General features: G+C 64.6%; 10 protein-coding genes. 6 read left to right on the top strand and 4 right to left on the bottom strand.

Annotated elements, in window-relative coordinates; translation table 11 throughout:
• Positions 1–189 precede the first annotated feature (189 nt).
• A complete protein-coding gene (locus NE850_RS25500; protein WP_165188161.1) occupies positions 190–3,648 on the top strand; it encodes an alpha/beta fold hydrolase in 3,459 nt (1,152 codons plus the stop codon).
• Between the two features lie 44 nt (positions 3,649–3,692).
• Here the strand turns inward: NE850_RS25500 and NE850_RS25495 are convergent, their stop codons facing one another.
• Together NE850_RS25495 and NE850_RS25490 are read right to left on the bottom strand one after the other, a co-directional pair.
• Entirely contained in the window at positions 3,693–5,105 is a 1,413-nt protein-coding gene (locus NE850_RS25495) for an FAD-binding oxidoreductase (RefSeq protein WP_007176886.1), read from the bottom strand.
• Entirely contained in the window at positions 5,102–6,091 is a 990-nt protein-coding gene (locus tag NE850_RS25490) for an isopenicillin N synthase family oxygenase (protein ID WP_007176885.1), read from the bottom strand. The genes NE850_RS25495 and NE850_RS25490 overlap by 4 nt, the downstream gene beginning before the upstream one ends.
• 302 nt (positions 6,092–6,393) lie before the next feature.
• Here NE850_RS25490 and NE850_RS25485 point away from each other — a divergent pair, with 302 nt between their 5' ends.
• From NE850_RS25485 to hutC (NE850_RS25465), 5 genes are all read left to right on the top strand, one after another.
• On the top strand, positions 6,394–7,221 hold the full coding sequence (locus tag NE850_RS25485) for a transporter substrate-binding domain-containing protein (protein ID WP_007176883.1): 828 nt from the start codon (positions 6,394–6,396) through the stop codon (positions 7,219–7,221).
• A gap of 124 nt (positions 7,222–7,345) precedes the next feature.
• Positions 7,346–7,996, top strand: coding sequence for an amino acid ABC transporter permease (locus NE850_RS25480; RefSeq protein ID WP_007176882.1), 651 nt, complete (start codon positions 7,346–7,348; stop codon positions 7,994–7,996).
• A 31-nt stretch (positions 7,997–8,027) separates the two neighbouring features.
• The gene (locus NE850_RS25475) at positions 8,028–8,690 is read left to right on the top strand and encodes an amino acid ABC transporter permease (RefSeq protein WP_007176881.1); all 663 of its coding nucleotides are present in this window, start codon (positions 8,028–8,030) and stop codon (positions 8,688–8,690) included.
• Positions 8,691–8,709: 19 nt separating this feature from the next.
• Positions 8,710–9,579 (top strand): amino acid ABC transporter ATP-binding protein, encoded by an 870-nt coding sequence (locus NE850_RS25470; protein ID WP_007176880.1) that lies wholly within the window; start codon positions 8,710–8,712, stop codon positions 9,577–9,579.
• Between the two features lie 52 nt (positions 9,580–9,631).
• On the top strand, positions 9,632–10,435 hold the full coding sequence (hutC, locus tag NE850_RS25465) for a histidine utilization repressor (protein WP_007176879.1): 804 nt from the start codon (positions 9,632–9,634) through the stop codon (positions 10,433–10,435).
• 24 nt (positions 10,436–10,459) lie between these two features.
• Here hutC (NE850_RS25465) and hutC (NE850_RS25460) read toward each other — a convergent pair whose 3' ends face one another.
• Complete coding sequence (hutC, locus tag NE850_RS25460; RefSeq protein ID WP_007176878.1) at positions 10,460–11,188, bottom strand: histidine utilization repressor; 729 nt, start codon at positions 11,186–11,188, stop codon at positions 10,460–10,462.
• A gap of 124 nt (positions 11,189–11,312) precedes the next feature.
• Positions 11,313–12,962: a histidine ammonia-lyase gene (hutH, locus tag NE850_RS25455; protein WP_007176877.1), complete on the bottom strand. Its 1,650-nt coding sequence runs from the start codon at positions 12,960–12,962 to the stop codon at positions 11,313–11,315.
• Positions 12,963–12,982 lie beyond the last annotated feature (20 nt).

Here is a 12,982-nt window from a genome sequence, read left to right as displayed (position 1 = left end):
CGAGCGCCGGCCGGCCGCGCCGTCTCAAGAGACCGCGGATGCGGCACAACAGAGTCGTGCGCCACGTACGATGCGCCTTTTTTTGTTCGCGCGCACCACCTAGGATAAAAAAGCCGTCGCCGCACGCCGTCTTGCTTCCGAAGTCCTGGTTGTCTTTCCCCGCACTCCATTCCAGACGAGGTGGTCGTGATGAACCGCTTATCGAGCGCCGTGACCGCAATTCAATCGCATTACGACGTGGTCGTGGTGGGTTCCGGCTACGGCGGCGCGATTGCCGCGTGCCGCATGGCGCGCGCCGGGCGCCGCGTATGCGTGCTCGAACGCGGGCGCGAATTCATGGCCGGCGAATTTCCCCGTACGCCGTTTCAGGGCGCCGCACAGGTGCAATACAACACGGCGGTGGCCCATATCGGCTCGCCGCTGGCATTGCTCGAAGTGCACGTGAACGAAGACGTGAACGCGGTAGTCGGCTGCGGTCTGGGCGGCACCTCGCTGATCAACGCGAACGTCGCGCTCGAAGCCGACCCGCGCCTGTGGGACGACGCACGCTGGCCGGCCGCGTTGCGTGCCGACAAGGCCGCGCGCGACAAAGGCTATGCGCTTGCCCGTGCGATGCTGCAACCGTCGCCGGTGCCGGAGGATTATCCGGCCTTGCCGAAACTGCAGGCGCTCGAAAAGTCGGCGCGGGCGCTCGGCATGGAAGACCGCTTCACGCGCCCGGATATCACCGTCACTTTCGAGGACCGCGTGAACGCCGCGGGCGTCGAGCAGAAGGCTTGCGTCGGCTGCGGCGACTGCAATTCGGGTTGCAATTACGACGCGAAGAATTCGACTCACATGAACTATCTGCCCGACGCCGTGGCCCACGGCGCGCAGATTTTCACCGGAACCGCCGTCCATTCGGTCCGGCGCGACGCGGCCACGCGGAAATGGATCGTGGGCTACCAGTTGGTGAGCCTTGGCCGCGAAAGCTATGGCGCGCCCGATCTGTTCGTGAGCGCCGATATCGTGATCGTGTCGGCCGGCACGATCGGCTCGACCGCACTGCTGCTGCGCTCGCGCAATCAGGGGTTGAGCGTCTCCGGCATGCTCGGCAGGCATTTCACCGGCAATGGCGACGTGCTCGCCTTTGCGTACAACACCGAGCCCGTGATCAACGGCGTTGGCTGGGGTTCGCACGAGCCGGGTGATATCCCGCCGGTCGGGCCGACCATTACCGGCCTCATCGATCATCGCAATATGGCCAACGTAAGGGACGGCTATGTGATCGAGGAAGGCTCGCTGGCCGGTCCGGTGGGCGCGGCGCTCGTCGGCCTGCTCGGCGCCGCCGCGCCGCTCGAAGGCGTGGATGTCGCGCCGCGTTCGTTGCCGGAACAGATCGCTTACGACGCCCGGGTGTCCGAGAGCTTTCTGCGCGGCCCCTATCACGGCGCGCTCAATCACACGCAAAGCTACCTCGTCATGGCGCATGACGACGAAAACGGCCAGATCGACGTGGACGACAAAGGCCAGCCGCGCATCGTGTGGGAAAACGCGGGCAAGCAGCCGATCTTTCAGGTGGTCGAGGAGGCGCTCAAGCAGGCCACCGTGCCGATCGGCGGCAAATACCTGCGCAATCCGATCTCCACCGACATTGTCGGCAACCGCACCGTCACCGTGCATCCGCTCGGCGGCTGCGGCATGGGCGAGGACGCGGAGCACGGCGTAGTCGACCACATGGGCCGCGTGTTCAGCGGCGCCACGGGCACTGCGGTGCACGACGGTCTGTACGTGATGGACGGCGCCGTCATGCCAATGTCGCTCGGCGTCAATCCGCTCCTCACCATTTCCGCGCTGGCCGAACGCAATTGCGAGCTGCTGCTGGCCACGCATCCCGTGACCGCCGACTCGGCCGACGGCGCGGCCGCCGCGCCGAGCTTGCCGCCTGCGCCGACGCCGGAGCTCGCGTCGTCGTCGTTGACGCCGTCCTCGCCGCAGAAGATCGGTCTGCAGTTCACCGAAACGATGATCGGCACCTACACGCCGGTCGCGGCGGGCGAGGTCGGCGCGATTCCGATCGAGTTCACGCTGACGGTCGAATCGGAAGATCTCGCCGATATGATCAGCAATCCGCAACATCTGGCACGAACCGCCGGCACGCTGACCTGCCCCGCGCTCTCCTCGCAGCCTATGACGATCTCCAACGGCACCTTCAATCTGTTCGTGGTCGATGAGTCCGACGTGGACGAGCGCAACATGAATTACCACATGACGCTCAATTCGACCGAAGGCAAGACGTACTATCTGAGCGGGCAAAAGATCATCACGCGCACCTCGCCGATCAATTTGTGGGAGCAGACCAACACGCTTTACGCGGAGATTCGCGAATCGGCGCAAGCCGATGCACCGCTGCTCGGCAAGGCGACGCTCATCATCACGCCCGAGAATTTCCTCAAGCAGCAACGCACGCTCGAAGTCACCCATGCGCCCGATCTAAAGACCCGCCTCGAGTGGACCCTGAAATTCGGCAAGTTTTTCGCGGGCGTGCTGTTCACCGAATATGGCGGCGTGGCCGCGCCCTTGCAGTACTACGACCCGAAGGCCGAGCCGCGTCTGAAGCGCGCGCTGCGCGCGCCGGCGCCGCAGGTGGTCTTCTTCGACACGCCCGATGGCACGACGCTGAGGCTCACACGCTACCTCGATCCCGCGCTCAAAGCCGCGCGCCCGGTGCTGCTGATTCACGGCTCCGGCGTATCGAGCCGCATCTACTCCACCGACCTGATCGCGACCAACATGGTCGAATATCTTTGCGCATCAGGCTACGACGTGTGGCTCGTCGATCTGCGCGTCAGCATCGAAATGCCGAGCGTGCTCGTGCCGACCAACGTCGACAAGGTCGCGCGCGAGGACATTCCGGCCGCGGTCGCCAGAATCCGCGAACTGACCGGTGCGCCGGAAATTCAGGCGCTGGGGCACTGCATGGGTGGCCTGGCGTTGAGCATGTCGTTGCTGTACGGACTTGAAGGCGTGCGCTCGGCGGTCATCTCGCAGGTGTCGGCGCACCCCGTGCCGGGTACGTTGCAGAAGATCAAGGCCGGCCTGCATATTCCCGACATCATGCAGCATCTCGGCGTGCGCGACCTGACCGCCTATACCGAACACGAGTCGTGGCCGCAAAACCTGCTCGATGAAGCGCTCAGGTTCTACCCGCTCGATCACGACGAGGGTTGCGGCAATCCGGTCTGCCACCGCGCAACGTTCCTGTACGGCCTGCTCTACGAACATGAAAAACTCAACGAGACGCTTCATGCGAACCTGCAGGAATTGCTCGGCGTGCACGACGTTTCGGTATTCAAGCATCTCGCCGCGATGGTGCGAGCCGGTAAAGTGGTCGATGCAGCCGGCGAGGACGTCTATCTGGCCGGAGCGGACGGCATGAAGGGGCTGGAAGGCATGCGCCGGCCAATCGGCTTCATTCACGGGGAAAGGAACGAAACCTATCTGCCGGAAAGCACGCTACGCACTTACGATCTGTTAACCGGGCATTTCCCCGAGCAGCCCTACGAGCGGCACATCATTCCCGGCTATGGACACATCGACTGTATCTTCGGCAAACACGCCGCCGTGGATGTCTATCCGGTGATCGCGAAGTATCTGGACGCGCATTGACGAAGAGCGGGCGCGCCGTCACCACACGCGCAGGCGCAGGCCGCTCAGAACAGCTTGCCCGGATTCAGAATGCCGTGCGGGTCCAGCGCGTGTCTGATCGCGGCCATTGCAGCCAACTCCGCCGGCGAGCGCGAAATCGGCAAGAACTCGCGCTTGAGCAAACCAATCCCGTGTTCCGCCGACACCGAACCGTGCAGCGGCCCGAGCATGTCGTAGACGAACGCGTACACCGCATGATGATCGACGCCGCGGATCGAATGTCCGTCCACGGTGACATGCAGATTCGAATCACCAATATGCCCGAAGAAATACGACGCATTGCCCGGCCAGCGCTGATCGAGCGCCGCGCGGCAGCGGTCGACGAAGGCGCCGATCTCGCCGATCGGCAGGCTCACGTCGAAGTTGATCGCATCGAGCCGCACCGGAAACTCCGCCGTGCATTCGCGAATCGCCCATAGCGCGCGCACGTCGGCCACCGACTGCGCGATCACGGCGTCGCGGATCGCGCCGGCCTCCAGCGCTGCGGTCAGCGCGGCGGAAAAGCGCTCGCCGCCGTCGTCCGAATCGAAGCTCGCGTGTTCGATCAATGCATAGAGCGGATGCCCGTCGGCGAACGGTGAGCGCGTGCCGGTCAGCTTCACTCCGAAGTCGTAGAAGTCCGGCCACATGATTTCGAACGCGCCGATATCGTTGCCGAATCGCGTGGACAAACGGCGCAGCAGGTTCACGGCGGCGTCGTAGCCGTCGAGCGCAACCAGCGCGGTATGGCGCGCGGCACGCGGCGGATGCAATCGCAACACGGCGCGCGTGATCACGCCAAGCGTGCCCTCCGAGCCGATGAACCAGTGTTTGAGGTCATAGCCGGTATTGTTCTTGACCATCTTGCCGAGCGACGTCAACACGTCGCCATTGGCCAGCACCACTTCGAGACCGAGCACCTGGTCGCGCGCGGTGCCCGACTGGATCACCCGGTTGCCGCCCGCGTTGGTCGCGAGATTACCGCCGATCTGGCAGGAACCGCGTGCGCCGAGATCGAGCGCGAGTTCGAAGCCGGCTGCGGCGGCGGCTTCCTGTGCGGCTTGCAAGGTCGTGCCGGCGCGCACGGTCAGCGTGGCGGAAGCGGCGTCCACTTCTTCGACGCCGTCCAGCCGTTCGAGCGACAACGCAATGTCCGTGGCACGCGCAATCGCGCCGCCCGCGAGGCCGGTCATGCCGCCTTGCGGCACCACCGGCTGATGGGCCGCGTGACAGATGGCCAGTGCCCGCGAGACCTGCTCCGTGGTGCGCGGCAGGAGCAATGCCGCGGGCCGCGTCGGCTCGTGGCGTGTCCAGTCGGTCATCGCGCGTTCGCTGATCTGCTCGCCCACGCGTACGCTGTCTTCACCGAGCGCGGCGCGCAGCGCATCGAGTGTTTCGCCAAGCGGTGCTGCGTGATGCGCGGTACTGTTGTCTGTCATGCAGGGGTTCCTTGCGCGCCTTCGGCGGCGCGCTTCTTCCGATAGCCCATCGAGTCGTTGATACGCCCGAGAATATAGTCGCCCGCTGCGACCGGCTGATACTTGAGGTCGGTTTCGTTCGTACCGAGATCGCGCGGATCGACCAGCGCACCGTAAGTCGGATCATAAAACGTCGCGATCGAATAGCGCTCGCGCCCCGACGCATTGATCACGCGATGCAAGGTGGAACGGAAGCGGTCGTTGGTCCAGCGTGCGAGTAGATCGCCGACGTTGACCACGAAGCTGCCTTCGACCGGCGGTGCATCCACCCACGTATCGTTGGCGATTTCCCGCACCTGCAGGCCACCCACCTGATCCTGCCACAACAAGGTGATGCAGCCATAGTCGGTATGCGGCGCGACACCGAACTGATCTTCGTCCGATTGGGGCGGCTGCGGCGGATAGTAGACCATCTGCGTGCGCTGCATCCGTTTGGTATAACGCGGCGCGAAGAATTGTTCCTCCACGCCGAGGCTCACCGCCACCGCGCGCAGCAGATCGGCGCCGCACGCCCCTACCGCTTCATAGTAACCGTACAGCGCGGGACGCAGCTCCGGCATGAAGTCCGGCCAGTTATTCGGTCCGCGCAGCGCCTGACCGGCCAGCACGTCGGGGTCGTCCTCCGGCAATTCGAGGCCGATGCTGAAGAACTCCTTGTAGTCGGGACGTTTGGCCTGGTACATGGTCGCGTCGCCGAGCGCATTGAAACCGCGATGCCGGTGATTGACCGCCGCGCGCCGCTTGGTCTCCACCGGAAACGCGAAGAAGCGGCGCGCCGCCTGCGCGGCGGCGTCGATCAGCGCTTGCGGCACGCCATGATTGACGATGTAGAAGAAGCCGATCGTCGTGCACGCTTCACGAATTTCCTGCGCCACGCGCTGTAAAGCCTGCGGGTCGCCCGCGCGAACGCCGGCGAAATCGATGATCGGAATGCGGGTCACAGGCATCGCATTGCTCCTGAAGGATCGGCTGAATCGACTGATGAAACAGGCACATGAAGACGCACATGAGGCGGGCGCATGAACCGTCTGTTGAAAGACGCCTTCCGCCTCACGCATTGCTGTTGTATATACCGCCAAAAGCGCACTCGCAAGCAGCTTGTCAGCCCCTCGCATAAGGGCTTTTCTCTACTCGCGTGTTTATTTATTTTGCGCGAAAACTGCGGTATATACTGCCTCGCATGACTCGCGCCGAACCCGCTTTCGTGCACCACCTTCGCGCGACACCGCTTTGCCAACCGGAGAATCCCATGAGCATCCTTGCAGGCTGGAAGTGTCGTTTGGTCATGCTGGCGTTGTGCGCGGCAAGCGTCACCGCCCACGCGGAAGACCAGCTCGCCAAAGTGAAAAAAGCCGGCGAACTGGTGGTCGGCACCGAGATGCAGTTCGCACCTTTCGACTTCCTTGAAAACGGCCAGCAAGCGGGCTTCAACAAGGATCTGTTCGCCGAGGTCGGCAAGGAAATGGGCGTGAAGGTGCGCTTTATCGACTTGCCGTGGCCGAGCGTGCTGCCCGGACTGGAAGCGGGCAAGTTCGACATGGTGGGCGGCCCGCTCACCGTCACCAAGGCGCGCATGGAGCGCTACACGTACACGCTGCCGATCGCGGACGCCACCGACGCGCTGCTCAAACGCGCGAACGACTCGTCGCTCAAGCAATCGTCGGATATCGCGGGCAAGACGGTCGGCGCCGGCAAGGGCTCGGCACAGCTCGACCAGTTGAAGGCCTACGTTGCCACGTTGCCGAAGCCGCCTGAGATCCGCGAATACGTCGACAACAATCAGGCTTATGCCGATCTCGCCGCGGGCCGGATCGTGGCGGTGGCGAACTCCATGACCAACATTGCGTATGTGGCCAAGCAGCGGCCGGAAACATTCGCCGTGGTACAGCCGCCGTTCGGCGCCAAAGTGTACTTCGCCTACTGTTTGCGTAAAGACGCGGACAGCAAGCCGCTCGCCGACGCCTTCAACGCCGCGCTCGTGAAAATGCATAACGACGGACGCCTTGCCGCGTTGCAGAAGAAATGGTTCGGCGTCGCAATGGACGCGCCGACGACCATGCCTGCGCCGAACTATTGAGCCTGTTTATCGCTCCACGCTTTGTCAGGCTAACGTTCTGATTTCGATGCACGCGTTTTGATGCAGGCGATGCGGCCCGCGCAATGAGCCGCATCGCTCTTCCGTTCTACCGAGTGCGAAGCTTATGTTCAGCACGACCGTCTTCCTCCAAGGCTTTCCGCTGCTGCTGCACGCGGCGCTCGCCACCATCGGCATTTCGCTGACGGGTCTCCTGATCGGTTTCTTCGTCGCGATCGGCGTGTGCGCGGCGCGGCTTTCGCCGAACCGCGCGGCGCGCATGTTCGGCGGCGCCTATGTGTTCTTCTTTCGCGGCGTGCCGATGCTGGTGCAACTGCTGCTGGTGTACTACCTGCTGCCGTTTGCGGGTATAAACGTGTCGCCGGTTGTAGCGGCGATCAGCACCGTGTCGCTATGTTCCGCGTCCTATATCGCCGAGATCCTGCGCGGCGGTTTTCTCAGCATTCCGCCGGGCCATCTGGAAGCGGCGCGCATGCTCGGCCTGTCGCCGTTCGACATGCTGCGCCGCATTCTCGTGCCGCAAGCATTCCGTTTGACGCTGCCTTCGCTCGTCAATGAAATGGTGCTACTCATCAAGGCTTCGTCGCTGATTTCGGTGGTGGGCGTGGCCGAGTTGACGCGCACCGCGCAGAACATCGCCGCCAGCACCTATCGGCCGCTGGAAGCGTACCTTGCCGCCGGGCTGATTTACTTCGTGATCTGCGGTGCGCTCACACTCGTCGCGCACGCTGCCGAATACCGCTTGCAGCACGCCTGAGCGGCCCTGCGTTCGACACCGAATCCACGCCATGCAAAAGCTCGATCCCACCGTCATCACGCACAATCTTCAGCCGATCGCGGCGGGCCTCGCCACGACGCTCGGCACCTGGGCTGCGGGCGTCGTGATCGGCATGCTGATCGGCTTTCTGATTGCGGTGCTGCAACTCTTCTGCGGCCGCTGGGTGCGCGGCATCTTGCGTGTATATATCGAACTGTTTCGCGGCACGCCGTTTCTCGTGCAACTCTTTTTGCTGTATTACGGCGGGCCGTCCTTCGGCCTCACGCTCGAACCGATGACCGCCGGTGTGCTCGGTTTGGGCCTGTACGGCAGCGCGTATTTCGCCGAAGCCTTCCGCTCCGGCTTTCAATCGGTGCCACCCGGTCACCTCGAAGCGGCGTCGTGTCTCGGCCTCACGCGCTGGCAGGCGGTTCTGCGTATTCAGGTGCCGCAAATGCTCGTGCTGATCGTGCCCGCGCTGACCAATCTGATCATCGTGCTGAGCAAGGAAACGGCCGTATTGTCCATCGTCACCGTGCCCGAGCTCACGTTCGTGCTCACCGGTATCGGCTCGGCAACCTTTGCCTTCGTCGAAACGCTGCTTGTGCTGTGCGTGTGCTACCTCGCGCTGGTCGAACTGACTTCGCGCGCGGGCATGTGGGCCGAAGCCCGCATCGCGCGCTTCATGGCGTGAACGGAAACGGGACTCTCTTATGACCATCATCACCGACATGCCCTCTTCCGCGTCCACTGCCCATGTCGAATCAACGTCCGGTGCGCCGTTGATCGAAGTGCGCGACCTGCGCAAACGCTTCGGCGAAGTCGAAGTGCTGCGCGGCGTCGATCTCGAGATCGCGCGCTCTGAAGTGGTGTGCATCATCGGCCCGTCCGGCTCGGGCAAAAGCACGCTGCTGCGCTGCCTCGCCGCGCTCGAAACCTACGATCAGGGGGACGTTCGTATCGAAGGCGAACTGCTCGGCTATAGCGAGCGCAACGGCAAGCGCGTGCGCGCCTCGCAAAGCGAAATCAACCGCGTACGGCGCAACGTCGGCATGGTGTTTCAGCAATTCAATCTGTGGCCGCACATGACAGCGCTCGGCAACGTAATGGAATCGCTGCTGCGCGTTCGGCATCTGTCGCGCGACGAAGCGCGCCGCCGCGCCAACGCGATGCTCGAAACGGTGGGCCTCGCGCACAAGGGCGACGCGTATCCGGCCAAGCTCTCGGGCGGCCAGCAGCAGCGCGTGGCGATTGCGCGGGCACTCGCAATGGAGCCGCACATCATGCTGTTCGACGAGCCGACCTCGGCGCTCGACCCGGAACTGGTCGGCGAAGTGCTGCAAGTGATGAAACAGCTCGCGCGCGACGGCATGACGATGGCCGTGGTCACGCACGAAATGGGCTTTGCCGCACAGGTCGCGGATAAAGTGATGTTCATCGACCAGGGCCGTATCGCCGTGCAAGGCAAACCGCGCGATGTCTTTCACGACGCCGGCCAGCCGCGCTTGCGGCAGTTCCTGCAGAACTACTTCGACCGCAACGCTTTCTGGACACGCGGCCCCGACGACGCGCAGCCGCTATGAGCGCGCGCCGCTTTCCGCCTGCCTCACGCGGACACTGACGCAAGGGCCGCCGATGTCCTCCACCGTTCGCAGCCGGGCTCACGACAAGCCGCTTTCCGCCGCGGCGATGAAGGCCGCGCGCGCCGCGACCGACGCGCCGGCCGCGCGCTACGAACAGGTCAAGAGCCATATCCGGCACATCATCGAATCGGGCGAGCGCCACGCGGGCGACCGCCTGCCGTCCGAGCTCGATCTGGTCGCGACGCTCGGCGTGTCGCGCATGACGGTGAATCGCGCGCTGCGCGAGCTCGCCGAAGAAGGGCTCGTGACGCGCGTCTCCGGCGTCGGCACCTTCGTCGCGCAGACCAAGCCGCAATCGACGTTGCTGATGATCGCCCATATCGGCGACGAGATCCGTTCACGCGGCCATGAATATCGCTGCGACACGGTGCTGTTGCAGCGCGAAACAGCCTCGGTGATCGTGTCGAATGCGTTAGGGCTTGCGCCGGGCGCTTCGGTGTTTCATGTGATCTGCGTGCATCGCGAGAACGGCTTGCCGGTGCAGCTCGAAGATCGCTATGTGAATCCGGCCATTGCGCCGGATTTTCTGCTACAGGATTTCTCGGCGATCAGGCCGTCGGAATATCTATTCGAGATCGTGCCCGCGCACGACGTCGAGCACGTGGTCGACGCGGGCCTGCCCACGCGTGCCGAGGCCGAACTGCTCGAAATGCGCGTCGAGGAGCCGTGCCTTACGCTGATGCGCCGCACGTGGACGAGCGGTGTGGCGGTCACCTTCGCGCGTTTCGTGCACCCCGGCTCGCGCTACCGGCTAGGCTGCCGCTTCTCGCCGGATCTGTCGCAACGCCAGGGTTGAAAACGCGCTTCGTGTCGAAGCACGCTAGACGTTCCCCGCCAGATGAAAACGCGACGCCGGATGCCACAGTTGCACCGACGTCGCCACGTCGTCACCCACCCATGTGCGACGCCAGAGTTGCAGGCACGGCTCGCCGATATCCATCATCAGATGCCGGCGCACGTATGCGTCCGGCTTCTGCGCATAGATGCGGAACTCCGCGCGCTGGATCGGCGCGAGCCGCACCATGTAGTGATTCGGCGTTTCGATCGTGAAGTCCTGTTGCAGATAATCGGGGAACACCTTCGGGTTGACGTAGCGGTCCTCATACTGGATCGGCTCGCCCTCCTCGCCGTGCACGATACACGAGTGAAACGCCGGCCCGCTGGCGAGACCGAGCGCTTCGAGCGCGTGCGGGTCGTCGCTCGGTTCGAGCGTCAGTACACGCGCCGAATGGCGGTGCCCGCGCGCGGCGATTTCGTCGGCGATGTTGCGGATTTCCAGCACCGTCGATTCGTAGCGCTGCGGCGCGACGAACGTGCCGGAGCCTTGCACGCGCGTGAGCACGCGCTCGGTGGTCAGTTCGCGCAGCGCGCGCGACACCGTCATGCGCGCGACGCCGAATTCCTTGACCAGTTCCGCCTCTGACGGGATCAGGCCACCCGGTTTCCAGTCTCCTTCGCTGATGCGCCTGATCACGTAGCGTTTGATCTGCTCGTAGGCAGGCATCGCTTTCACGGGTGTCTCCTGCTTGCGATCAGGGCGGCCCTGCATCTCTGCGCCTGGCGCGTTTGTAGTTGTGTTCACTCCGACCTCGTGGGTGGTACGCGGGTTGTACCTGGCTGGTACAGCCCGGCCGGCTCGCCGGCGGGTAGCCCGCTCACCGGCACTGTTTCGATCATGCCATGTGCGCGGCGGCCTGCCCGTCGTTGACGGCGATACTCACCGCCGCGCGGACGTGGCCCGCGGCCGCCAGGCTCGTGATCGTGGCGGGCGTCGCCATGCCCAGACCCTCGGCGGACGTGGCCGGCCGGGGGCCAATGTTACCAGGGTTCGGCAACGGCGGCGGCGCTTCGTCGGCGATCATGCGAAAAGCGATGCTCATGTCGTCCGCGAGCGGACGGTCGTCGCGGTAAGCCGGTACGACGCGACGCACGCGCTGCCAGAGGGCTTCGGTGTGCGGTGCGCGCGGCGCGTCGATACTTTGCAGGTCGTAGGCTTGCGCCGCCGCCAGCAATTCGATCGCGACGATGCGCCCGGCGTTGTCGATGATTTCCAGCGCCTTCAGCGCGGCGGGCGTGGCGTGGCACAGGTGGTCTTCCTGCAGGCCCGAAGTGACGCCGCCGTCGAGGCTCGCGGGCAGCGCGAGACGCCGGTTCTGCGCGACCAGCGAGGCGGCAGTGTACTGCGCGATCATGAAGCCCGAGCAGGTGCCGCCCGGCTCGGCGAGAAACGCCGGCAGGCCGCTGACCAGCGGATTGACGAGGCGATCGAGGCGCCGCTCGGCCATCGCCGCGACTTGCGCGATCGCGGTGGCGAGACTGTCCATCGCCAGCGCGATCGAGGCGCCCACCGCGTGCGCCTGCGAATACACGCGCGGCTCTTCCGGCGTGCCGGCGACGATCGGGTTGTCGGTAATCGACGCGAGTTCACGATCGACCACGTCGGCGGTCGCGGTGAGCACGTCGCGTGCGGCGCCATGCACGTGCGGAATGGTCCGCATGCTCAGCGGATCCTGCGTGCGATGGCCGATTACCGCCGCGAGAATGCCGCTGCCGGCCAGCGCGGTGCGCATCCGCTCGCCGACCTTGTTCAGTCCCGGCGAGATGCGCAAGGCGAGCGATTCCTCGTCGAACGCCGCGAGCTGGCCGCGCAGATTCTCGAAGCTCATCGAGGCGACCATATCGGTCCAGTCGAGCAGGCGTTCGGCCCGCGCGAGCGCCAACGCGGCGAGACCGGTGACGCACGGCGTGCCGTTGACCAGGCTCAAGCCCTCCTTAGCTTCGAGCACCAGCGGTTCGAGGCCGATACGTTGCAGCGCGTCGCGTCCGTTGAGCCGCTCGCCGCGAAAGCGCGCATAGCCCTCGCCGATGCAGACGAGCGCGATATGCGCCATATGGCTCAGATAACCGACCGAGCCGAACGCCGGCACTTCCGGCAGGCAATCCGCGTTGAGCAGCGCCATCAGTTGGTCCGCGACTTCGAGGCGAATACCTGAGTGTCCATGCGCGAAGTTGTTGACTGCCGCCGCCATGACCGCGCGCGTTTCGGCGGCGCCGAGCGGCGCGCCGACGCCGACCGCGTGGCTCATCAGGATGTTGCGCGACAACGTGCGCTGTTCGCCCGGCGAAACGATGACGTCGCACAGTGCGCCTACGCCGGTATTCACGCCATACGCGCGAATCCCTCGCTCGACGATCTGTTCGACGAGCACGCGCGCCGCCGCGATGCGCGCGCGGGCGTCGGCGGAAAGTTCGAGCGGCTCGCCGGCGGCAACCGCTGCCACCTGAACCCAGTCGAGAGGACGATTGGAACGGATCACGGCCATGTCAGTGCTCTGGTTGGTCA

This window comes from Paraburkholderia sp. USG1 (genome assembly GCF_031570135.1).
GTDB lineage: Bacteria > Pseudomonadota > Gammaproteobacteria > Burkholderiales > Burkholderiaceae > Paraburkholderia > Paraburkholderia dioscoreae.
Note: the sequence above shows the minus strand (reverse complement) of the source record. Positions and strands in the feature narration are given on the sequence as shown.

Bases quoted from the DNA above. Each gene is read 5' to 3' on its own strand.
- NE850_RS25470 (WP_007176880.1), top strand. From the start codon at position 8,710: ATGACCATCATCACCGACATGCCCTCTTCCGCGTCCACTGCCCATGTC.
- hutC (WP_007176878.1), bottom strand. From the start codon at position 11,188: ATGCAGGGCCGCCCTGATCGCAAGCAGGAGACACCCGTGAAAGCGATG.
- hutH (WP_007176877.1), bottom strand. From the start codon at position 12,962: ATGGCCGTGATCCGTTCCAATCGTCCTCTCGACTGGGTTCAGGTGGCA.
- hutC (WP_007176879.1), top strand. From the start codon at position 9,632: ATGTCCTCCACCGTTCGCAGCCGGGCTCACGACAAGCCGCTTTCCGCC.
- NE850_RS25500 (WP_165188161.1), top strand. From the start codon at position 190: ATGAACCGCTTATCGAGCGCCGTGACCGCAATTCAATCGCATTACGAC.
- NE850_RS25490 (WP_007176885.1), bottom strand. From the start codon at position 6,091: ATGCCTGTGACCCGCATTCCGATCATCGATTTCGCCGGCGTTCGCGCG.
- NE850_RS25485 (WP_007176883.1), top strand. From the start codon at position 6,394: ATGAGCATCCTTGCAGGCTGGAAGTGTCGTTTGGTCATGCTGGCGTTG.
- NE850_RS25475 (WP_007176881.1), top strand. From the start codon at position 8,028: ATGCAAAAGCTCGATCCCACCGTCATCACGCACAATCTTCAGCCGATC.
- NE850_RS25495 (WP_007176886.1), bottom strand. From the start codon at position 5,105: ATGACAGACAACAGTACCGCGCATCACGCAGCACCGCTTGGCGAAACA.
- NE850_RS25480 (WP_007176882.1), top strand. From the start codon at position 7,346: ATGTTCAGCACGACCGTCTTCCTCCAAGGCTTTCCGCTGCTGCTGCAC.